Here is a 20,989-nt window from a genome sequence, read left to right as displayed (position 1 = left end):
AGAAAACCGAGACTTGTCAAAAACAGGCATATTGAATGCCTATTTTTGACTTGGGGGAGTGAAGGCATCCCCGCCCTGCTACACTTCGTTCCGCTGAGGACGGGGTTCTATTGCTCCCCCTTTCCCCCCACGTTTCGATAGGTTATCAGTTATCAGTTATCAGTTATCAGTTATCAGTTATCAGGAGCTAGGGGAGCTGGGGGAGCTGGGGAAGCTGGGGAAGCTGGGGAAGCTGGGGAAGCTGGGGGAGATGATAATAGTATTGAAGAAGTGAATTTCTAAAATCGCCACTCATGCTTGATCACCGTTGCCGCATTTTACTGGTAGAAGATGACCCCGATGACCTCGAGAAACTGGAAAAACTCATAACCAATGCCAAATCTCCCTCATTTAGCAGAGGATTTGAACTCATTTGTGCTGAGACACTAGAAGAGGGAAGAGGTTATGTGACGCAAGGAGGTATCGATGTCGTGCTTTTAGATTTAATGTTACCCGATAGTCGGGGCATGGATACACTCCGACAAATGCAGCAAACTGCACCCGATGTACCGATTATCGTCCAAAGTACTCTCGAAGATGAGCGAGTTGCGGTTAAAGCCCTAGAATTGGGGGCTTGTGGGTATTTGGCAAAGGCGAAGCTAAATACCAGTTTACTCATCTACGCGATTCGCGCCGCCTTAGAGCGACAATATCAACTGGCTCAACTCGAACATCATCAGCAGCAGCAAGAGCTCGAAGAGTTAGAAAAGTTAATCTCTGGCGAGATTAACTCGACGCCAAAATCGTCTAGTGTCGAATCCCTGCGCCAGAGAATGCCCGATGTAGTGGAGGAACTCCGGCAACATTATGGTGATTTAATGGAATGGGCATTAGAAGAACGTGTCTATAAAGTTGACCATCAGTTATCGATGCATCTGACTAATTTCGCCGAACAGTTGGGATTACTCCAAGCTTCCCCCCGTGATCTGATAGAACTACATACAACAACCTTAAAACAAAAAAGCCAAGGGATTAATCAACGTAAGGCACAAGCTTATACCGCAGAAGGACGATTTTTACTCTTAGAACTTATGGGCAATTTAACCGCTTACTATCGGAGATATTTTATTGGATTGAGTAAAATTAACTTAGAAAAAGATGCTAACACCTTCAGTCATTGATAAAAAGCAGTATGTTAAAGTTCATGATTACTCTAGCATGTGTAAACAATATCAGCTCAAGCTTTATGTTACTGGAGATACGCCCCGATCGCAACGCGCGATCGCCAACTTGTATCGACTCTGTGATCAAGAACTGCCGGGTCAATATAAAATAACGGTTATTGATGTGACTAAATCTCCCCAACTGGCGGAGGCGGAACATATTTTAGTGACACCGACCTTAATTAAAGAATTTCCCAATCCTGTCCAGCGAATCGTGGGCGATTTGTCCGACACGGAAACGGTTTTATGGGGGTTGAATATCGGAATCAGCCTCAATACGATTGAGCAATAGCTCCTCTGATGCTATTCTATATTTCCCACATTCACTAAAGCAGCAACGGAATGACTCAACAGCAACTGCCAGATTTTATCGAAAAAGTAAAAACAGGCATTTATGGCTTTGATCTATTATCGGAAGGAGGACTCCCTAAAGGTCGAACCACCTTAGTGGCAGGTACAGCAGGCAGTGCAAAAACCATTTTTGGCTGTCAGTTTCTGGTTGAGGGAATCAGAGAAGGACAAAATGGTGTCTTTGTCACCTTTGAAGAATCCCCCAAAGCCATTCGCAAAAATATGCGCGGATTTGGTTGGGATATTGAACAATGGGAAGCTGAAAAAAAATGGGCATTTGTTGATGCGTCTCCAAAAACAGGGAATCAACCCTTAGTTAGTGGTGAATATGATCTCGGTCCCTTGCTGGCTCGCTTAGAATATGCAATAGAACAAGTCCAGGCACAACGAGTTTCTATGGATTCCTTAGGAGCTGTGTTCTCTTATGTACCCAATATAGCTCAAGTACGCGGCGATTTATTTGATATTGCTTGGGCGCTACGAGAACGGGAGATTACGTCAGTATTGACCTCAGAACGGACTCAAGAATATGGGGACATCAGTCGCTATGGTGTAGAAGAATTTGTGGCGGATAATGTGGTCATCTTACGGAATGTATTGGTGCAAGAGAAACGTCGCCGCACGATTGAAATTCTCAAATACCGAGGTACTCCTCATCAACATGGTGAATTTCCCTTTACGATTTTGCCCAATCAAGGCATGGTTGTTCTTCCCCTAACAGCCACTAAATTAGAGCGAAAATCCTCCAACCAGCGAGTTACATCAGGCAATGCTGAATTAGATGGCATGTGTGGAGGTGGGTTTTTCCGCGATTCGATTATTCTGGTATCGGGAGCAACAGGTACGGGCAAAACCTTAACCGTAACCGAATTTTTGGCAGGGGGTATTAACCAGGGAGAACGATGTTTGCTCTTTGCCTTTGAGGAAAGCCGGGAGCAGCTATTTAGAAATGCTTCAGGTTGGGGCGTTGATTTCGAGTCGATGGAACAAGAGGGCAACCTGAAGGTTGTTTGTCGCTATCCTGAAGAAACAGGGCTGGAAAATCATCTGGTGAAAATCAAGCAACTGATCGAAGAGTTTCAGCCGCAACGGGTGGCAGTGGATAGCCTTTCGGCATTGGAAAACATTGCCCCTTTTAAAGGATTTCGGGAATTTGTACTCAGCCTCAATGCTATCCTCAAAGACCAGCGAATTATGGGACTACTCTCGGCGAATACAACATCGCTAATGGGCGGGATGTCGATCACAGAATCCCATATTTCCACCAATACGGATTCAATTATATTACTGCGCTATGTAGAAGTTTATGGAGAAATTCGCCGGGGCTTAACGGTGCTAAAAATGCGCGGTTCAAAACATGATAAAGAAATTCGTGAGTTTACCATTGATGAAAACGGTATGTACATCGGCAAACCATTCCGCAACATTACGGGCATTCTCTCAGGTAATCCGACCTATATGACTCAGAGTGAAATTGACCGCCTAGGTAGTTTGTTTGAAGAGAGTTAAGACATGCAAGGAGAGCGGTGTAGAGACGTAGCATGCTACGTCTGGGAGCAGGGGGAGCAGGGGGAGCAGGGGAAGCGGGGGGAGCGGGGGGAGCGGGGGGAGCGGGGGGAGCAGGGGGAGCAGGGGAAGCGGGGGGAGTTCACTCAAAACGTTTCCAGTTAACTGTTCCCTATTCCCTGTTAACTGTTAACTGTTCCCTATTCCCTGTTCCCTGTTCCCTGTTTCCTGTTCCCTATTCCCTATTCCCTGTTCCCTAACCATCGACAAATGACAAATGACAAATGACTTGAACCTTCTAATTCTACAAGACTCGGCTCTGGCAACAGAACCAATACTGTCGTTATTATCTGAAGCTGGGCTGACGGTGACGTGGCAGCGCGTCAGCACAAAAGCGGAGTATTTGGAACACCTGAATCCAACGGTTGACCTAATTTTAATCGACTATCCTTTAGCCGAATTTGATGGGATCGAAGCACTGTCTTATTTGCAAGAACTGGAGCTGAATATTCCTGTAGTTATCATTAGTCATAGTAACCGTGTGTCTATCGCTGTCGATTATATGAAAGCTGGCGCAACAGGCTATCTGCTTCACGAGCAAGTGCCACAGCTTTCTCAAGTTGTCAAGCAGGCATTAAATGCAAAGGACAGTGAATCCCAAGTCAAAACCCAGGATACCCTTGATTCTGTAGATTTAAAGCAACAGTTGCAAGTCCAAACCGCAGCAGTAGCGAAACTCTCAGAACAAACCCAACAGGACAATTTAGAAAAGGAAAAGATAAAAGCAGCACTGGTCAAAAGTGAGGCACAGTTTCAGGTTTTAATCTCCAAGAATCCAGATGGAATTATCGTAATCGACACCGGGGGTATTGTCCGGTTTATCAACCCAGCCGCCCAGTCACTCTTTAGTCGTCAAGAAGACGAACTTTTGGGTCAAGTCTTGGGCTTTCCGGTGGTGGGCGAGGATAACACGGAAGTGGATGTGCGGACAGGTACTGGAGAAAATCGAGTGGCTCAGATGCGTGTGGTGGAAATTGAATGGCAAGGAAAGGAAGGCTACCTGGTTTCCCTGAGAGATATTACTGAACAAAAGCAAGTAGAAGAAGAGAGGATTCAACTCTTAGAAAAAGCCGAAGCCGCCAACCGGATTAAAGATGAATTTCTGGCGATTGTGTCCCACGAATTGCGTACTCCCCTCAATCCAATTCTGGGCTGGTCAAAACTACTGCGGACGAGAAAAATGAATCAGGATAAGGTGGATAAGGCTTTAGAAACGATTGAACGGAATGCTTCCTTGCAAGCCCAACTCATCGATGATTTACTGGATGTTTCGCGGATTTTACGCGGTAAGTTGAACCTGCAAACCTTGCGGGTAGACTTGGCGCGGGTGATTCAAGCGGCTATTGAAACGATGCGTTTAGCCGCCGCCGCCAAGTCGATTGAGATTGACACCCAATTGGATTCAACGGTAGGATTTGTGTCGGGTGATCCCAACCGCCTCCAGCAAGTGGTGTGGAATTTGCTTTCCAATGCGGTGAAGTTTACGCCCAGGGGGGGACGCATCACGGTGCGATTGCAAGCAATTGACTCCCAGGCGCAAATAAAAGTCAGCGATACCGGGCAGGGAATCAGTCCCGACTTTTTTCCCTACATCTTTGATTATTTTCGGCAAGAAAATAGTACCACAACCCGGAGTGTTGGTGGGTTGGGGTTGGGGTTGGCAATTGTCCGTCACTTGATTGAACTGCACGGGGGGAGAATTGAGGCAGAAAGTGACGGAATTGGACAGGGCGCAACGTTTACGGTTACGTTACCTCTACTGTCAGATTCGCCCATTAATACTCAGAATTCCTCGCCCGATGATGAGGGTTTAGATTTAACCGATGTGACGGTACTCCTGGTGGAGGATGAGGTGGATACGCTCGACTTGCTCACGATTATCTTAGAAAGCTATAGTGCCAGGGTTAAGGGGGTGACTTCAGCAAATGAGGCGCTTTTTGTGTTTTCTCAAGGGCAACCTGATGTGCTAATTAGTGATATTGGGATGCCAGGAATGGATGGCTACGAGTTAATTCGCCAGGTGAGAGAACTCCCACCCGATCGCGGCGGGTTAGTTCCAGCGATCGCACTGACGGCGTATGCAGGAGAAACGGATTACGAACGGGCATTATCGGCGGGGTTTAATCGTCATCTCTCCAAGCCAATTGAACCCGATCAGATCGTGGATGCGATCGCGAATTTGATTCAGTGATAAAAACGCCGGAAACGATGGCTTGGATACTGCTGGCGAATCAGGGGTCTGACCCCTGATTCGCCAGCAGTATCAAGGGGGGCTAGGGGGGATCTATATACTCGACATAACCTCCCGCGCGGCTTCTAGCGTGCGGTCAATATCCTCATCGGTGTGCGCCAAGGAGGTAAATCCTGCCTCAAACTGGGACGGTGCCAGATAAATTCCCCGTTCTAACATGCCACGATGGAAGCGGCTAAACTTGGCTAAATCCGACGTTTTGGCATCGTCGTAATTACGCACAGGACCGCCGGTGAAAAACATGCCAAACATGGCACTAATTTGTCCACCGCAAGCCGAATGTCCGGTTTCTTTGGCAATTTGTAATAACCCCTCGGACAGCTTTTTGGTGATTTTGTCCAGCTGTTCGTAAGTTCCCGGCTTTTGCAATAACTCTAGGGTTTTAATCCCAGCCGTCATCGCCAAGGGATTACCGGAAAGGGTGCCGGCTTGGTACATCGGACCAGCAGGTGCAACCATGGACATAATATCTTTACGTCCCCCATAAGCACCCACAGGTAAACCCCCACCAATCACTTTACCCAATGTGGTTAAATCGGGAGTGACGCCAAATTTTTCTTGAGCGCCGCCGTAGGCAATCCGGAAACCCGTCATCACTTCATCAAAGACTAACAGGGAACCATGTTCCTGAGTAATCAGGCGTAAGCCTTCCAGGAATCCAGAATCAGGGGGAACAAAACCAGAGTTACCAACTACGGGTTCAAGAATCACCCCAGCAATACTATCTGGATTGGCTTCAAAGAGAGATTTGACGGATTCCAAATCGTTGTAAATGGCAGTCAGGGTGCTAGCTGTTGCGGATTTAGGGACACCGGGAGAGTCGGGTAAGCCCAGGGTGGCAACTCCAGAACCGGCTTGCACGAGCAGCATATCGGCGTGACCATGGTAACAGCCAGAGAATTTGATAATTTTATCTCTGCCTGTAAAGGCACGCATCAGGCGAATGACTGCCATACAAGCTTCCGTACCGGAATTGACAAACCGCACCATGTCGATACTGGGAACGGCTTCAATCACCATGGAGGCTAAAACGTTCTCTAGCGCAGAAGGGGCACCAAAGCTTGTGCCTTTTTCTAGAGCGTCATGCAGGGCACAAATGACCTCTGGGTGGGTATGACCGCAAATGGCGGGTCCCCAAGTGCCAACATAGTCAATGTACTGATTGCCATCGACATCCCATACGTAGGCACCCTTAACCCGGTCAAATACAATGGGTTGTCCGCCAACAGACTTAAATGCCCGAACTGGTGAACTGACACCTCCCGGCATCAGGTTTTGGGCTGTTTGGAAAATTTCTTCTGATTTCGTGGTTGTCCAAGACGAGGTGGTAACCAAAACTGTCTCCTGTTATTCGATGCTTATCTCTATCAGGATAAAGTTTAGTGGTGATTCGGGAAATAGGGGTAAGGGGGTTAACTTACGCTGCAAAGCAGGAGGAGTAGGGGAAGCAGGGGAAGCTGGGGAAGCTGGGGGACACCTCGACTTCGCTCGGCGTGTCAGCTGGGGGAGCCGGGGAAGCCCTATATAATAGGTGTTCCGAGGGAACTATGAACTGCATCGGCAGCAGGGACACCCTCGCTGAAAATTAGGATTGCCCTTCGCCAAATTAGGGACAATCGCGATTAGAAATAGTTCTATCGGGTAGAGTAGTATTACAAAATACTGCACCACCGAGGAAGGCTTGGGTTAGATCAGCATTTTTTAGACAGAGGATGCTTCGCTTTTGTTGCATGGGAGAAGGGGAACCGGATTCTCTTGCTTCCCTCTTGCTCCCCTCTCCCAAGCTTGCTATGCATTACCCACATCTTTCTTTAAACCCGCCCCGACTTAACCCTTTTGCCATCTGCCTTCTCTACCAAAGACGATTACGACTGGCGTTAACTCGCGCTCCCTGAGTGCGATTAACTTCATCCAAAAATATCTCGGTTTCCTCAACTAAACGATTCAACTCTAGACAATCTGCACAAGCCGGATTCCGATTTCCCGGTTCTCTAGCAAATCGACGCGGAGCCTCTGGCTGAACCGCATTACAGCAACCCTCAGCCGCTTCTTCTAAGGCTTGATCCAGACGACGGGCATTCTCTAATATAGCTGGATCTAATTCGCCATCTTGATCAAAAATAGGTGCAGTATTATTCCAGATATTCGTTCCGGTAATATCTGACTGGTTGGGGGGTTGAGCATTGGTAGATGGTGTGATTAACCCAGTACCCATGACTAACGTTGTTATTGTCCAAACTATCCGTTGCTTTACTTTCATCACATTCACTCCATATTCCAATTTATACAACACTCAACACTTAGTCAGGGCGGGTTTTGCACAAACGTTATCATCAATGCAAAAAGAAAGTCCCATTACCCGCCCCTACGTCAGGGTAGATTTTGCACAAACGTTATCATCAATGCAAAAAGAAAGTCCCATTACCCGCCCCTACGTCAGGGTAGATTTTGCACAAACGTTATCATCAACAGCGAAAAGAAAGTCCCATTACCCACCCCTACATACTCAAAACTTAAACGCGAACCCTGCACCCAAAACAAATCGCGCCCCATCCCCAGCCCCCGCAATATCTCGCAATGCTGGGGTAATCACCAATGGGATATTTTTAAAGGGAGCAATGGACACACCCACGCCCAAGTCTTGTCCCGTCCATTCAGCAATTAAACTCACAGGTTCAGCCACCCGCACCGCAACGTTACCAAACACATTAATCGTGCCATTATCATCCTCTACCGCTTCCTCCGTGCGAAACTGTCCATTACCGATTCCCGCCGTTATTGCCACGCGACTAAAGGGTTGATTAATATCCTCTCGCGTCCGAATAATTTTACTCACCACGCCATAAACGGAATTCTCAAAGTCATTATCATCACCCAGGTTAAGAAAGCCATTCCAACCCGCTGCAACTGCCCAACCTTGGGGTAAGCGACGATGCACTTTAGCGTTAAAACCACCACTGCCAAAATCTCGATTAGACCCGAAACTAGCAAGTGTGTATGAAAGTTCTACCCCCACAGACTTCTCAGCATCACCCAACCCAATCCCAATGCCTAACGCCCCATCATCAACATCACTATAGCGGGTGCGTTCTTGATAGGTAGCGCTAACAAACCCTGTATTGCGATGAGCGCCATAAGCGGTGGGAATGACAATACTCAAAGCTGGGGAGGCACGTAAGGGTTCTTGAGTGTCTATATCTTCTAGCGATCGCAACTCTTCTTGCAAGCGGTTAACGTCCCGACAGGGTGCGGGTTGTGTCGGATTGGGCGCTTGTGCCAAAATCATGGGTTGAGTTGCACGACAGGGCTTTTTCGGACTATTGGCAACCGATTGTCGGTTTTGCCGTTCATCCTGATTCCCCTGACTTTCCCGATCTATGGCAAAGGTCTTGACATGAGGCTCATCTCGTGCATCTTTGAATTTAGAGTTTGTAGTAAGCGCTTTAGCGCTTCTGGCACTAAAGTGCCTACTACGAAACTCAACCTGATTGTCCTCGATTGAGGATTGGTGATGAGTGATGGGTGACTGAAGACTGGGTAATTCTTCTGGTTTTTCCATTTCCCCATCTCTATCCGATTGGTGAACCTGTCGAACCACTGGCTTCACAACGGCTTCTGGCGCAAATTCCTGGACAATGATCGTCTCTGGTGAGGTAACAGTTTGAGGGTTAGGGGTTGATGGGGCGGATGATTCTACCTGGGTTTCACTGGCTGCGATCGCGCTTGGCACAATAGTATCAGGCTGATAGGTCGTCTGCACTGAAGATTTTGCCCAGGCGGGATGAGAAAAAGCGGGGGCAGCCATTGCCGCTACGCTATAGAGGGCAAGACTCGACACATTCTGTAGAGAGGTGTTCAGGCGGCGATTAGCTTGTTTATTTAACGGAACAGAGTGATGTTCCCTTGTGTAACATTTATTAGCAGGATGTAAATTTTGATAACGACCATTCGCATTCAGTTTGGCTGTCACAGTCTTCAATCCTTCCAAGGGTGTTGTCTTGTTCTACAGAAATTGTCTTCTGGATCAGGACAAAACTAGCCACCCCGGAAAGGTCGCGTCAACTGGGTTATTTTCTTTTCGCCAGAGATTCCCCTGCCTTCTTATGAATTATGACAATTGAATCAGATGCTTATGACTTCAATCTGATTCCTCAGAGTAATTATACAGAATTATACAGAATTATAATGATTTTAAAAAGTTTATAAATTATCTTGAACACAGAAAAAATTAATAAAAAATGCCGATAAAATAAATAACGGAATTCATTAAGCCAAAACATCTGTGATTTACATCTTGCCTAAGTCGCTTGGTAAAAATAAACTATATTAATTTATGTAAATATTTCTCAACCCCTGACGAATGACCAATGACCAATGACCAATGACGATCCCCGCCTTTAACCTTAATTTTTCCCACCTACTTAAATAAATATGCCTCGACCTACCATATACATCGCGATCACCAACCATGGCTTTGGTCATGCGGTTCGTGCGGCTTGTGCCGCCGCCGCCATCCAAAATCTCTGTCCAGACATCCTACTAATTTTAGTCACCACAGCCCCCCGTTGGTTATTGGACTCTTATATTCCCGGAGATTTTATTCATCGCCCCCGCGCCTTTGATATTGGCGTGATTCAGTCGGATAGCTTGACCATGGATAAGGCGACGACATTGGCAAAACTTAAGCAAATTCGTGCCTCAGAAAATTCAATAATTGCCGGTGAAGTTAATTTTATCCAAACCAATCGTGTCGGACTTGTACTAGCAGATATTCCTCCCTTAGCTGCCAAAATCGCTACAACAGCAGGGATTCCCGGTTGGATGATGAGTAACTTTGGCTGGGACTTTATTTACCGGGCGTGGGGTGGAGAATTTGTCGAGATTGCCGATTGGATTGGTGAGTGTTATGGCGTTTGCGATCGCTTGTTTCGTCTCCCCTTACACGAACCGATGACAGCATTCCCCCAGATCACCGATGTCGGACTTACAGGTGGGATACCCAGTTATCCAGTCAGCCAGTTGCGAGAAAGGCTGGGTTTAACCTCACCCCCAGAGAAAACAGTATTACTCACCTTTGGTGGACTTAGTTTACAGCAAATTCCCTACAATACGCTGTCCCAGTTTCCTGACTGGCAATTCATCACCTTTGATCCCCATGCCCCCGATTTACCCAATTTAGTGAGAATTTTGGGTCGAGACTATCGCCCTGTGGATATGATGCCCTTGTGTGGACGAGTGGTGTCTAAGCCAGGATACAGCACCTTCGCCGAAGCGCTACGTCTAGACATTCCCATCGTCTCCCTCACCCGCAAAGATTTTGCCGAATCTCCCTTGCTACTGGAAGGTATTCAAAATTATGCGTACCATCAAATTGTGACCCCCAAAGAATTTTTCCTAGGTCACTGGGAATTTTTACACCAATCTCTCAATCCTCCCAGACAATCCCAGCCTATCGCTAAAGATGGGGCTGACGCGATCGCACAAGCTGTTGTCCATTATTTACAATCTCACTCATCTTCCTAACCTGACATGATAGCTACTGTGAATTCTCTGCTAGACAAAACCGCACCTACCTCGAAAACCTCAGATGCATCAGAAACGCCCAAGACAAGCAATAGTCCAGAAGCCACTGAAACCCTAGATAAACCAAAAACGCCAGAGACTACAGAGAAGCCGAAGACGGCTAAAACGCCCAAGACAACCGAAACCGCAAAAAACCAGAAAGGTTCAGAACACCCTGAAACGGTTAAACCTGCCCAACCCCCTAAAACCCCAGAGGCGACTAAGACGAAAACAGCCAAGACGACGAAAACCACTAAGACGACCAAACCCTCAGACCATAAAAAAGAGGGTAAAGAGAGTTCCACATCGTCTACCCTGGAATTAGCTGCTCATGATGTCCGCTTGGTCATTGATCAGCAACGGGAGCAAAGCCAAACCTTAACCACGAAGTTAAATATCTTATTTGTTACCAACGGCGCTTTGTTCACTAGCTTAACCATATCACGGTTGTTATTCTTTCCCAACGGGTTTAGCCTTGCCGAACTTTTCGGATTTCTGGTAAATTTTACCTTGCTGATCAACGCCTTCCTACCGCGCCAGTTAGCCGTTAGCCCCAATTTGGGCGATAAGAAATTTTTGGAACGTTATCTCGTCCTGTCGCCAGATGAATATCAACTGCGAATGATTGTTAACCTAGTAGAGACCTATAATGCAAACAAGCAGCGATTGGAGGATGTCTCATCATCCTTACAATACTCTGCCTATGTAACCTGGGGGTTAGCCTTGGTTGTTACCTTGCATGTCGTAGGGATTTACTTCGTGCCGTTGATTGACCTGAGTAGTTTTGGCTAGGTCTTGCGATTATGACTTCTCAACCCGTTCACAAAAACTCTTCTGAGAAACGGTTAAATTTACCAGAACCCGACGCAGACAACATCACGGTGTTGACGCGCAACCTGCCCAACAAGCCAATTCTACCGTGGAATCGTTATGATTCTCCTTGGCGGGACCCTCAGGTGAAACAGGCGGATGAGTCTGAGGTACTAGATGATCAGGTATCGGATACCGATGAGGAAGACAGTTCTGAACAGGTTATGGCTGACACAGATGAGGAATTGGAGGATGAGATTGAGGATGACACAGATGAGGCAGAATTGGTAGAGGTGGTTACTGAGTTCGTCGAAACATCGGTAACTAATGAATGTGATCAAGAATCCGATGAAACAGAAGCGTTAGAAACCTTAGAACAGGTAGAATCCGTCGAGATAGAATCTGAAGCACTCGATATTCCCTTGGAAGACGAATTGGATGACGTGGAAAACGTCGATGAGGACGATCCTTTAGTCGCTCACTTATCAGAGAAATTAGGAATTGGCGATCGCGAAGAAGACGATGAAGAGGATGACGAAGAATTCCCTGAAGACGAAGAACACGAACTCAAGCAACTGGGTTAGCCTTCTAGCCTAGAATTGAGACTCTATGTCCTAATCTAATGAATCGATGACCCATTATCAACAGAAATTTACAATTAAGACAACCGCAAAATCTTTTACCCGAATCACCTCAAACATCAAAGACATCGTTGAGGAGTCAGGTATTGACACCGGACTTTGTACCGTATTTTTGCGCCACACCTCAGCCAGTCTGGTGATTCAAGAAAATGCTGACCCCGATGTACTGACAGATTTATCAAATTTCTTTGCCAAATTAGTGCCAGAAGATGGCAGCTACATCCACGATACCGAAGGACCCGATGATATGCCTGCCCATATCCGGACAGCGTTAACTAAAACCTCAGAACAGATTCCTATTGACAATGGCAGATTGGTTTTAGGAACGTGGCAAGGAATTTATATTTGGGAGCATCGACAATATAGACACAATCGGGAAGTTGTGGTTCATATTTCTGGAGATTGATTTGGTAAGGGTTAAGTAGGTGGGGATTGTCATTTGTCATACTCGCTCCCTTGAGAAGCAAGCTACGTTTATGTCATTTGTAAGGGTTTGAGGGTTGTTTCCATAATTTAATCGGGTTGAGTTTATTGTCACCGACCTACTTATATCACATCCACTTTGATCACTTTCTTTATAAGAAAATAAAGCACGACACAAAAAAGCAATCCTAAGGGATAAAACATGGCGCAGCAACTTTTGGAACTGGATACTGATGATGGGGGTACAATTCTGGTAGCGGTAGACGTATCAGAATCCGCCGTGGGTCAGGTAGCAACGCCTGGAGAACCGCCAATTAAGAAACTCGATCGCAGCTTTAATATCATCCAAGCTTTAATTGTACGCGGTTGTCGCCCGTTGACGAAAGCTTTTAAACAATTACACCAAGAAACCCAAGCCACGGATGCGGAAGTGGAATTTGGGATTAATTTTACCACCAAAGGGAATGTGTATCTGGTGGAATCGTCGGGAACGGCAACGCTTAAGGTTAAAGTGAGTTGGAAGATGGATCAACAGAAACGGTAATCAAGCCTGATGAGTTGGGAACAGGTAAAACGGGCAACGGTTGCGATCGCGTCGGTTGAGGATGGTATTATCCGAGGGACGGGGTTTTTTGTCTCGTCTGATGGGTATTTGCTCACCTGCGCCCATGTGGTGGAAGCGGCTGGCGGCTGGGAACAGGTACGAGTGCAGGGGAAATCGGTTTCCTTGGTGTATCTGGGAGACAGTCGCCAAGATGATTTTGCCGTCTTGCAGATAGCTGGGTATCAGGGAGAAGGTGTTCCGTTGTCTCTCTCCGTTACACCGATGCATCGTTTTTTAAGTATCGGCTATGGGCGTCCAGATTTTCCAGAAGGGGCGTCTATTGATGGGGCGATTACCGATATGAATCCCCAAGCCAATTTTGCTAATTTACCCATGGTGCGACTGCGGGTAATGGCAGATGCTCAACGGGTACAGGGAGGCTACAGCGGTTCCCCTGTCTTTGATGCAGAAACTCAGGTGGTGATAGGGTTAATTGCCGCTTATGACCATAGCCAAGGGGCGCTAGCATTGCCATTAACCACCATCAGCCAAAAATGGTCAACCCTCCAAGACTTCTTAACCCCAACACCTCCTCATCCTATCGCCTCACCCTCGCTTAAAACTGCCAAAATCTTTATCAGCTACCGCAGCCGTGATCCCGATGTAAGTGTGGCGCAGCAGTTCTATGAAGCCTTGAAAGCGGCTGGACATCAACCGTTTATGGCGGGAGCGAGTATTCGGTTAGGGGAAAATTGGGCGGAACGAATTGATCAGGAATTAGAGCAATGTGATTATTTTCTCCTCCTATTATCCTCCCAATCGGCAACCAGTGAAATGGTGACCGAGGAGGTACGACGGGCGAGGGAATTGCGGGATAGACGGGAAGAAAAGAAACCGATGATTCTGCCAATTCGGGTTAACTTTCCCATGGATTCCCCGTTAAATTATGACCTGCGCGGGTATTTACAGCGCATTCAGCAACGGGAATGGCATTCTCCTGACGATACATCGGCGATTGTGCAAGAACTGTTGGCGTTGATATCCCTAGATGGGGGAGAACCTTGGCTGACACCCTCTGTGGAAACTCCAGAACCCGTTGCGCCTGTCGTAGCCAGTCCCGATTTTCCTCCCTTACCTGTAGCGGAACCGGAATTACAAAGAGAACCAGGAGGCACGATTTCACTCAAATCTGGGTTATATGTAGAGCGTTTGCCAATAGAAACCGATTGTTATCAAGAAATTTTACAACCCGGTAGTTTGATTCGGATTAAAGCCCCCCGACAGATGGGAAAAACCTCATTGATGGCGCGAATTCTGCATCATGCCAAAGAACAAGGGTATCATGCCATTCCCTTAAGTTTACAACGGGCAGATAGTCAGCTTTTAGGCAATTTAGATCAATTTTTGCGCTGGTTCTGTGAACAGGTGGGGCGACGACTCAAGCGGTTAAATCAGTTAGAGGAGTATTGGATTGGGTATGGCAGTAAGGATAAATGTACAGCCTATTTTGAGGAATGTTTATTAGAAGAAATTGACCAGCCCTTGGTTTTGGGGTTAGATGAAGTGGATCGGGTGTTTCCCCATCGAGCCATTGCTGATGACTTTTTTGCCTTATTGCGGTCTTGGTATGAGGGGGCGCGGTATGGTGATTTTAGTAGCGAATTGTGGGAAAAGGTGCGGTTAGTCGTGGTTCATTCAACGGAGGTGTATGTGCCGTTAGATATTAATCAATCGCCGTTTAATGTGGGCAAAAATGTGGAGTTGCCGGAGTTTAGTACCGAGCAGGTGTTAGATTTAGCCGGACGTTATGGACTGAATTGGACAACAAGTCAGGTTGAGGAATTAACCCAGTTAATCGGGGGACATCCCTATTTAGTGCAAAAAGCATTGTATCATTTACGGCGTCAGGATGTGACGTTAGCGGAGTTAGCAGAAACAGCGGGAACAGAGGCGGGAATTTATAGTGATCATTTGCGGCGTCATTGGTGGAATTTGAAGGAATATCCTAAGTTAAAGGAAGCATTTCGTCAGGTAGTGTTCAAAAATAAGTCAGTGGAATTAGATGCAGAGTTGGCATTTAAATTAGACAGCATGGGATTAGTGCAGTTACAGGGAAATGAAGCAATTCCGAGGAGTGATTTATATCGGAATTATTTCCGCGATCGCTTGGAGGATTAAATCCTTTGTACTTCACCCTCTTCCCCTAACCCCTTCTCCTATGAAACAAAATGCGAAGCATCCTCTGTCCTCCCCCTTCTCGTAGGGGGGAACGAGGGGGGTGGGAGAAGGGGAACTCAAGCGTTTCATCATCAACGTAGTGGACTGACACAGCTAAAATTGTGCAATAGATTGATGGTTAAACCGGGCGCAAGCCTTGCGCCCCTACAATTCTAATTCACCATTTTAAGTGGGTCATGCCACTATGAAGAAACCATGAAACTATGTAAATTTTTAGGTAAAATATTAAAAGCACTTTTGATTTAGTTACTGCCACCTATGCAAGTCACTCTTAACCTTGATGAAGCTCTGCTCAACGAAGCCTTAAAATTAACAAAACTCACTACCCAAGAAGAGTTACTGAACCTTGCTTTGCAAGAGCTAGTACGATCTCGCCGCAAGAAAAATTTGCTTGATCTGACAGGGCAAATTCAGTTCGTTCCTGATTTTGATCACAAGGCTATGCGCGAAACTCGCTATGCTGCTGATTGATACATCCGTTTGGATCAGCGTCTTCCGCGATCGCAGTGGTCAAGTACGCCAGCAACTTGAAACGTTAATCGCAGATCGTGAAATTTTACTTACCCGCTTTACTCAGCTTGAGCTGCTGCAAGGGAGCCTAAACGAACAAGAGTGGACAATTCTCTCTACTTATCTTGAAGCACAAGATTACGTTGAACTCACTTCTTCTTCTTGGCAAGCGGCTGCACGTATTTACTATGACCTGCGTCGTCAAGGATTAACTGTTCGCAGTCCAATCGATTGCTGTATTGCTCAAGCAGCGCTGGAAAATGATTTGCTTCTGGTTCACAATGATCGGGACTTTGAGATAATTGCCCAAGTCCGAGATCTCCAGAACCTTCGCTTTCAACCTTAAATTCTCTGGCTCTTGCGGAGTGATGGTAGTAACTTCAGATAGTCGATGTAGGGTGCGTTAGGCGCTGATTTAGTATCAATCGTGAGGATTAAATGAGTTAGCGCCGTAACGCACCAATTTGGGGAGATAATAAAGGACGGTGCGTTACGCTACGCTAACGCACCCTACGAAACAAAAAAACTTGAAATGAATGATGAATCCATCAGTGCAAACAATTCCAGCTCAAGACATCACTTTACATCAATTGAGTGAAACCTTTGGTTTATCCCGAACCGATGAGACAGAATTTTTTCCAGAATGGCAGGACAATTTACCAGAACTGAATCAAGTAGAACGGCAATGGCTAGATCAAGTCAAAGATGATTATCTCCATTTATCTCAGTATCCCATGTTAGAACCCATTGTTAAAATGGTGGTGTTATCCCCCTTATTGAGTGTCGCTGGGTTTTATCGTTCACCATTTTATTTAGCGGCTGAACATGAGGTGAGAATTACCTCCCAGGATAACGGGACAATTGTACGGGGAAAGATTGATATTTTGATTTGTCAACCCCAGTTTTGGATTACGGTAATTGAGGCAAAAAACGACATCGCGATATAGTTTTTCTAATGAGTTTTCGGTATTGAATCAGGGAAATGATTTATACAGAGTAGCTGGTATTTTGAAACAATTAGGTCGAATAGCACAGTCCTTTTAGGTTTGTAGTTGCGCTGTCTTCGCCCTAATCTGGCATCATTGACTACAAGCGTTAAATCAGAAATATAATAAACGCGATCGCCTTCATTTTACAATGCCATAAACATGGGGTAGCGGACGGGGTAAAAGGGCGGACGTCAGAAGGGCGCACCGACGTGCGCCCCTACAGAAATGGAATGTAGGAATGTAGGAATGTAGGGTGCGTTAGGCGCTTATTGAGTGAGAATTGTGAGAATTAAATCATTCAGCGCCGTAACGCACCAAGTCTGGGAAAGCATCAACGGAAATTGTTAGGATAAAATAATTTAACGCCAGAATGCACCAATTCTGGGAGAAAATAAAGGCGGTGCGTTACGCTACGCTAACGCACCCTACAGGTACAAGATACACACCGTTTCGGGGGATTTGAGGATGAGTACCGCATCCCATCCAGACTACAGCTATCAAGTCGGCGGGAGTCTTAAACAGGATGATCCCACCTATGTAGTGCGTCAAGCGGATCAGGATTTCTATGAAGCGTTAAAAGCAGGCGAATTCTGCTATGTTCTCAATTCCCGCCAAATGGGTAAATCCAGCTTGCGGGTGCAAACCATGCGGCGATTGCAAAACGAGGGAGTTGCTTGTGGTGTGATTGATATTACCGCCATTGGGAGTCATAATATTGCCCCATCGGAGTGGTATCTGGGGTTAATTCGCCGACTGGCGCGGAGTTTGGGAATTAAGGTTAAGGTGATCAAATGGTGGAATGAACGGGAGGGATTGTCCCCGACACAGCGTTTGGGTGAGTTTATCGAGACGGTATTACTAGCCGAGATTTCCCAACCAATTGTTATTTTTATTGATGAAATCGATAGTATTCTCAAGTTAGACCTAAAAGACGATTTTTTTGCCCTGATTCGCGCTTGTTATAACGAACGGGCAGACAATTCAGAGTATCAACGCCTGACATTTGCCTTGTTGGGAGTGGCGACACCTTCAGATTTAATTCAGGATAAAACTCGCACGCCGTTTAATATTGGTAGGGCGATTGAATTGCGCGGGTTTGGTTTATCGGAAGTGTCACCCTTAGCACTGGGATTAGCAGGAAAAGCAGAGAATCCGCAAACGGTTCTTAGGGAGATCATAAACTGGACAGGGGGACAACCCTTTCTGACGCAAAAGTTATGTCAGTTGGTGATTACGTCTCCCTTTACAATTGCGTCTGGGAGTGAGGCAGAATTAATTGCAGGATTAGTGCGATCGCGTATACTGGAAAACTGGGAAGCCAAGGATGAGCCAGAACATCTCAGGACTATCCGCGATCGCGTATTAAGCAATGAGCAACGGGCAGGGTATTTACTGGAACTCTATCGGCAAATTTGGCAGGATGGGGAAATTGACGCCACGAATAGTGATGATGAAGCCCGATTAAAGCTGGCGGGGTTGGTGGTGAAGCAGGGAGGAAGTTTAAGGGCTTACAATCCCATTTATCGCGAAGTCTTTAATCAAAATTGGATTGACCAAGAATTAAAGAATCTACGCCCCTACGCTGAGACGTTTAGAAGGTGGGTAGCCTCTGAGTATCAGGATGACTTTCTGTTGCAGGGTAAGGCGTTGCACGAGGCGCAAGCTTGGGCAAAGGGGAAAAATTTAAGTTATCTTGATCAGCAGTTTCTTGCTGCTGGTGAAAAAAAGGCAATTGAGGCGCAAATTGCGGTAGCGGAAAAGGAAGCGGAATTAGAACGGGAACGGAAAGATAGAGAAGCCGCAGAACAGAGAAATATAGCTCTAGCTGAGGCTAATCGCAAAGCCAAAAGACGGATTAGTATTGGTGGAGTGGTGCTAATTGTTACCGTGTTGGGGGCGGTAATTTCAGGGGTACTTGCCGGAGATAAGCTTATTAAAGTCAACTATGAAGTTAAGCAGGCAAAGTCCGAGATGGAGAGGGTTATAACAGAAATAGAAACGATATCCCTACTATCGAAACTAGCGGCACAATTGCAAAAAAATGGACTCTCTCCTCATGCTCAAGAAGCCTGGAATCAAGCGAGTCAGGCGACTAACGAAGTCCTGGAAAAGGAGGCAAATTGGGCTCTGAAGCAAGCCATGCTGCAAGCTTCTATTTCTTTAGCCTCTTTGCAACTGAGTCAAAAGTATCAGGAACTAGATCAGCCCGAAAAAGTGAAAAAATATGGACGTATAGCAGAGCAAGTGATTCAACAAAGTCAGCAATTATTACCGTCAACGGTTACCGGAGAGACGCCTGAAGAATGGTCAATTTATGTCCATGTGTGGCGAGCGCAAGGCAGTTGGCATTGGAAAAAGGGAGAAAGGAAAAAGGCAATAGATGCTTATCGGCAAGCCTTTAATAAACTGAAGGAAAATTGGAAAAAATGCCAAATATTGATGATATAAACACAGAGATTCCTATCCCTCAGTATTTACCTCAGAAACAACCGATTCTCTCGGCAAATGCCATTGAGAACTTGCACCATGAGTTTATAAAATTACTGAAAAAAACAGGTCAAGATGATTCCCAGATAAAAGAATCGCTCAAACGTCACCTCCTAGCAGAATTAAACTTTTTGATGGAATCAGGCAACTGGAAAGATGCTGATATAAACACCTATGATTTCATTATTTTGGCTGGTAGTACCGAAGCAGGTTTTGAGATAGAGAATATTTCCTGTCGAGACGTGAGTAGTATCGATAGGCTTTGGGTAGAACACTCAGATGGGACGTTTGGTTTCAGTGTGCAAAAAACTATTTTGGATGAATTTGCCTCCCTGGATTATAGTGAGGTAAACTGGGATGGATTTTATGAGAAGATAGGATGGATAACAGTAGAGGAGGTAGTGGAGTTGAACTATGAAAAAGGTATTTTTAATCCAGAGTCAGCAAAAAGGGGACACCTCCCTATTATCTTTAATCCGAGGGTGGCAAAAAGGGGACACCTGGCGAAAGCCGGAGAAGGGTGGGAAAGAGTTGAAGGGGTGCTGCGACTTGTAGACTGTAACATACAAGCGCTCCAGCCTTCTGTAAAAATTCCTTAACAAACTATATTTTTACGAATTTATAGGCTTTGAGTTAGGTAGGGTGGGCAAAATTTATAAACCTCAAATGCTTAGGTTATTGTTCGCTACTTTTGCCCACCTTACGATATTTGGCGTGATGTGGTAACAGTATCCAGGTTGAATAGTTCGAGGTTGGCGGGACATCAATATTCAATACTCCACAAACGGATAATCCAAACAATCGCAAGCATTAGGTTTCCCAGGTAAGCTGTAATGCATTTAAATTGGGTATTAGTCGCGAGCAAGATGCAAAGCCTGCGGCATGGCTTCGCTTAACGCACTACAATGATTTCGTCATTATTGATATGATATTAAGGTTTAAATCCAGCCACTTATGCAACTCGAAGATTATTTTAATTTCCTCGCCCCTAACGACATTCGTCTCAAAGGAACTAGAGTAGGCATTGAAACCATCCTTTATGATTTCATCCATCGCGCCCGTACTCCCGAAGAAATTGCCCAAACTTATCCATCCCTCACCTTAGAGCAAGTCTATGCAACAATTCTCTATTACCTCCATAATAAAAAAGCTGTCAGCAAATATCTAGCCGACTGGTTAGAGTGGAATCAACAGCAAATTAAAGCCCAACAACTTAACCCATCGCCTACAGCTATTCGGATGCGGAAACTTAGAGCAGAACAACGAAAGAAAATTGGCTCTTCTAGAGTAATTATGATAAATTACCTGTAAAGAAAAACAAATAATTGAAATATTTTTACACTCAAAGTTGCTTTGAGTTCCTGCTGTACCTTGATTTGAGGTCAGCTTTTATGATATAAAGTATTCTGAAAATG

At 45.8% G+C, this 20,989-nt stretch carries 20 protein-coding genes; 17 read left to right on the top strand and 3 right to left on the bottom strand.

The window, feature by feature from the left end:
• Window positions 1-293: 293 nt before the first annotated feature.
• From RIB93_RS32365 to RIB93_RS32345, 5 genes are read left to right on the top strand one after another with little or no spacing between them, the layout of a single operon-like run.
• Window positions 294-1,160 carry a response regulator transcription factor gene (locus RIB93_RS32365; protein WP_446379403.1) on the top strand — a complete coding sequence of 289 codons (867 nt, stop codon included), beginning with the start codon at window positions 294-296 and terminating at the stop codon, window positions 1,158-1,160.
• Window positions 1,161-1,197: 37 nt separating this feature from the next.
• On the top strand, window positions 1,198-1,494 hold the full coding sequence (locus RIB93_RS32360) for a circadian clock KaiB family protein (protein WP_446379405.1): 297 nt from the start codon (window positions 1,198-1,200) through the stop codon (window positions 1,492-1,494).
• A 50-nt stretch (window positions 1,495-1,544) separates the two neighbouring features.
• Complete coding sequence (kaiC, locus tag RIB93_RS32355) at window positions 1,545-3,062, top strand: circadian clock protein KaiC (protein ID WP_446379401.1); 1,518 nt, start codon at window positions 1,545-1,547, stop codon at window positions 3,060-3,062.
• A gap of 32 nt (window positions 3,063-3,094) precedes the next feature.
• Window positions 3,095-3,319 (top strand): hypothetical protein, encoded by a 225-nt coding sequence (locus RIB93_RS32350; RefSeq protein WP_446379399.1) that lies wholly within the window; start codon window positions 3,095-3,097, stop codon window positions 3,317-3,319.
• Between the two features lie 17 nt (window positions 3,320-3,336).
• Window positions 3,337-5,310, top strand: coding sequence for a response regulator (locus tag RIB93_RS32345; RefSeq protein ID WP_446379397.1), 1,974 nt, complete (start codon window positions 3,337-3,339; stop codon window positions 5,308-5,310).
• Between the two features lie 93 nt (window positions 5,311-5,403).
• Here the strand turns inward: RIB93_RS32345 and hemL are convergent, their stop codons facing one another.
• The 3 genes from hemL to RIB93_RS32330 all read right to left on the bottom strand — a co-directional run bounded on the left by hemL (window position 5,404) and on the right by RIB93_RS32330 (window position 9,340).
• Window positions 5,404-6,705, bottom strand: a complete 1,302-nt coding sequence (gene hemL / locus RIB93_RS32340) for a glutamate-1-semialdehyde 2,1-aminomutase (RefSeq protein ID WP_446379395.1) — start codon at window positions 6,703-6,705, stop codon at window positions 5,404-5,406.
• Between the two features lie 517 nt (window positions 6,706-7,222).
• On the bottom strand, window positions 7,223-7,630 hold the full coding sequence (locus tag RIB93_RS32335; RefSeq protein WP_446379393.1) for a hypothetical protein: 408 nt from the start codon (window positions 7,628-7,630) through the stop codon (window positions 7,223-7,225).
• A 246-nt stretch (window positions 7,631-7,876) separates the two neighbouring features.
• The gene (locus tag RIB93_RS32330; RefSeq protein ID WP_446379391.1) at window positions 7,877-9,340 is read right to left on the bottom strand and encodes a hypothetical protein; all 1,464 of its coding nucleotides are present in this window, start codon (window positions 9,338-9,340) and stop codon (window positions 7,877-7,879) included.
• Between the two features lie 461 nt (window positions 9,341-9,801).
• Here RIB93_RS32330 and RIB93_RS32325 point away from each other — a divergent pair, with 461 nt between their 5' ends.
• From RIB93_RS32325 to RIB93_RS32270, 12 genes are all read left to right on the top strand, one after another.
• On the top strand, window positions 9,802-10,893 hold the full coding sequence (locus tag RIB93_RS32325; RefSeq protein ID WP_446379389.1) for a glycosyl transferase: 1,092 nt from the start codon (window positions 9,802-9,804) through the stop codon (window positions 10,891-10,893).
• 18 nt (window positions 10,894-10,911) lie between these two features.
• On the top strand, window positions 10,912-11,724 hold the full coding sequence (locus tag RIB93_RS32320; protein WP_446379387.1) for a hypothetical protein: 813 nt from the start codon (window positions 10,912-10,914) through the stop codon (window positions 11,722-11,724).
• An 11-nt stretch (window positions 11,725-11,735) separates the two neighbouring features.
• Window positions 11,736-12,326 carry a hypothetical protein gene (locus RIB93_RS32315; protein WP_446379385.1) on the top strand — a complete coding sequence of 197 codons (591 nt, stop codon included), beginning with the start codon at window positions 11,736-11,738 and terminating at the stop codon, window positions 12,324-12,326.
• Between the two features lie 46 nt (window positions 12,327-12,372).
• The gene (locus tag RIB93_RS32310) at window positions 12,373-12,789 is read left to right on the top strand and encodes a secondary thiamine-phosphate synthase enzyme YjbQ (protein WP_446379383.1); all 417 of its coding nucleotides are present in this window, start codon (window positions 12,373-12,375) and stop codon (window positions 12,787-12,789) included.
• A gap of 219 nt (window positions 12,790-13,008) precedes the next feature.
• A complete protein-coding gene (locus RIB93_RS32305; protein ID WP_446379381.1) occupies window positions 13,009-13,350 on the top strand; it encodes a CU044_2847 family protein in 342 nt (113 codons plus the stop codon).
• Window positions 13,351-13,359: 9 nt separating this feature from the next.
• Window positions 13,360-15,528, top strand: coding sequence for an AAA-like domain-containing protein (locus RIB93_RS32300; RefSeq protein WP_446379379.1), 2,169 nt, complete (start codon window positions 13,360-13,362; stop codon window positions 15,526-15,528).
• 318 nt (window positions 15,529-15,846) lie between these two features.
• Window positions 15,847-16,059 (top strand): type II toxin-antitoxin system VapB family antitoxin, encoded by a 213-nt coding sequence (locus RIB93_RS32295; RefSeq protein WP_446379377.1) that lies wholly within the window; start codon window positions 15,847-15,849, stop codon window positions 16,057-16,059.
• On the top strand, window positions 16,046-16,444 hold the full coding sequence (gene vapC, locus RIB93_RS32290) for a type II toxin-antitoxin system VapC family toxin (RefSeq protein ID WP_446379376.1): 399 nt from the start codon (window positions 16,046-16,048) through the stop codon (window positions 16,442-16,444). The genes RIB93_RS32295 and vapC overlap by 14 nt, the downstream gene beginning before the upstream one ends.
• Window positions 16,445-16,649: 205 nt before the next feature.
• Window positions 16,650-17,045: a hypothetical protein gene (locus RIB93_RS32285; protein ID WP_446379374.1), complete on the top strand. Its 396-nt coding sequence runs from the start codon at window positions 16,650-16,652 to the stop codon at window positions 17,043-17,045.
• A 507-nt stretch (window positions 17,046-17,552) separates the two neighbouring features.
• The gene (locus RIB93_RS32280) at window positions 17,553-19,535 is read left to right on the top strand and encodes an AAA-like domain-containing protein (RefSeq protein ID WP_446379372.1); all 1,983 of its coding nucleotides are present in this window, start codon (window positions 17,553-17,555) and stop codon (window positions 19,533-19,535) included.
• On the top strand, window positions 19,514-20,173 hold the full coding sequence (locus tag RIB93_RS32275) for a GUN4 domain-containing protein (RefSeq protein WP_446379370.1): 660 nt from the start codon (window positions 19,514-19,516) through the stop codon (window positions 20,171-20,173). Before RIB93_RS32280 ends, RIB93_RS32275 begins: the two co-directional genes overlap by 22 nt.
• A 355-nt stretch (window positions 20,174-20,528) precedes the next feature.
• Window positions 20,529-20,885, top strand: a complete 357-nt coding sequence (locus RIB93_RS32270) for a DUF433 domain-containing protein (protein WP_446379368.1) — start codon at window positions 20,529-20,531, stop codon at window positions 20,883-20,885.
• Window positions 20,886-20,989: the final 104 nt, after the last annotated feature.

The organism is Coleofasciculus sp. D1-CHI-01 (assembly GCF_040218875.1).
In the GTDB taxonomy this organism is placed as follows: Bacteria; Cyanobacteriota; Cyanobacteriia; order Cyanobacteriales; family Coleofasciculaceae; genus Coleofasciculus.
The sequence above is the reverse complement of the archived record's forward strand: the minus strand, read 5'-3'. Positions and strand labels throughout refer to the sequence as shown.

What these genes read in the sequence shown, in the direction of transcription:
- RIB93_RS32280 (WP_446379372.1), top strand. Translation starts at nt 17,553, where the DNA reads ATGAGTACCGCATCCCATCCAGACTACAGCTATCAAGTCGGCGGGAGT.
- RIB93_RS32365 (WP_446379403.1), top strand. Translation starts at nt 294, where the DNA reads ATGCTTGATCACCGTTGCCGCATTTTACTGGTAGAAGATGACCCCGAT.
- RIB93_RS32345 (WP_446379397.1), top strand. Translation starts at nt 3,337, where the DNA reads ATGACAAATGACTTGAACCTTCTAATTCTACAAGACTCGGCTCTGGCA.
- RIB93_RS32270 (WP_446379368.1), top strand. Translation starts at nt 20,529, where the DNA reads ATGCAACTCGAAGATTATTTTAATTTCCTCGCCCCTAACGACATTCGT.
- RIB93_RS32305 (WP_446379381.1), top strand. Translation starts at nt 13,009, where the DNA reads ATGGCGCAGCAACTTTTGGAACTGGATACTGATGATGGGGGTACAATT.
- RIB93_RS32310 (WP_446379383.1), top strand. Translation starts at nt 12,373, where the DNA reads ATGACCCATTATCAACAGAAATTTACAATTAAGACAACCGCAAAATCT.
- RIB93_RS32350 (WP_446379399.1), top strand. Translation starts at nt 3,095, where the DNA reads ATGCTACGTCTGGGAGCAGGGGGAGCAGGGGGAGCAGGGGAAGCGGGG.
- RIB93_RS32315 (WP_446379385.1), top strand. Translation starts at nt 11,736, where the DNA reads ATGACTTCTCAACCCGTTCACAAAAACTCTTCTGAGAAACGGTTAAAT.
- RIB93_RS32295 (WP_446379377.1), top strand. Translation starts at nt 15,847, where the DNA reads ATGCAAGTCACTCTTAACCTTGATGAAGCTCTGCTCAACGAAGCCTTA.
- RIB93_RS32325 (WP_446379389.1), top strand. Translation starts at nt 9,802, where the DNA reads ATGCCTCGACCTACCATATACATCGCGATCACCAACCATGGCTTTGGT.
- vapC (WP_446379376.1), top strand. Translation starts at nt 16,046, where the DNA reads ATGCTGCTGATTGATACATCCGTTTGGATCAGCGTCTTCCGCGATCGC.
- RIB93_RS32275 (WP_446379370.1), top strand. Translation starts at nt 19,514, where the DNA reads ATGCCAAATATTGATGATATAAACACAGAGATTCCTATCCCTCAGTAT.
- RIB93_RS32360 (WP_446379405.1), top strand. Translation starts at nt 1,198, where the DNA reads ATGTGTAAACAATATCAGCTCAAGCTTTATGTTACTGGAGATACGCCC.
- RIB93_RS32335 (WP_446379393.1), bottom strand. Translation starts at nt 7,630, where the DNA reads ATGAAAGTAAAGCAACGGATAGTTTGGACAATAACAACGTTAGTCATG.
- kaiC (WP_446379401.1), top strand. Translation starts at nt 1,545, where the DNA reads ATGACTCAACAGCAACTGCCAGATTTTATCGAAAAAGTAAAAACAGGC.
- RIB93_RS32300 (WP_446379379.1), top strand. Translation starts at nt 13,360, where the DNA reads ATGAGTTGGGAACAGGTAAAACGGGCAACGGTTGCGATCGCGTCGGTT.